Source organism: Pseudonocardia sp. EV170527-09, from assembly GCF_008369905.1.
Taxonomy (GTDB): Bacteria; Actinomycetota; Actinomycetes; order Mycobacteriales; family Pseudonocardiaceae; genus Pseudonocardia.
The window spans coordinates 1-219 of the sequence record NZ_VRMC01000721.1; the positions used below are offsets into that span (position 1 = coordinate 1).

The 219-nt window shown below is 74.9% G+C and carries 1 protein-coding gene; it reads left to right on the forward strand.

From position 1 onward, the window contains the following. Window positions 1-219: helix-turn-helix domain-containing protein (locus FVA95_RS30590; RefSeq protein ID WP_240051827.1), on the forward strand; the 219-nt coding region annotated here is incomplete at both ends.

Sequence of the window (219 nt, forward strand, 5' to 3'; positions counted from 1 at the left end):
CGGTCGGGGCCCGCTGGTTTCGCCACGCTGGCGGCATGCCACCGATCTCGCTGGCCGAGCCCACCGGCCGCTACCTGTCCTTCGAGGAGCGCGAGGAGATCGCGCTGCTGCGCGCCCAGCAGATCGGGGTGCGTGAGATCGCGCGCAGGATCGGGCGCGCCCCGGGGACGGTCTCCCGCGAGTTGCGCCGCAACGCGGCCACGCGCAGCGGGAAGCAGG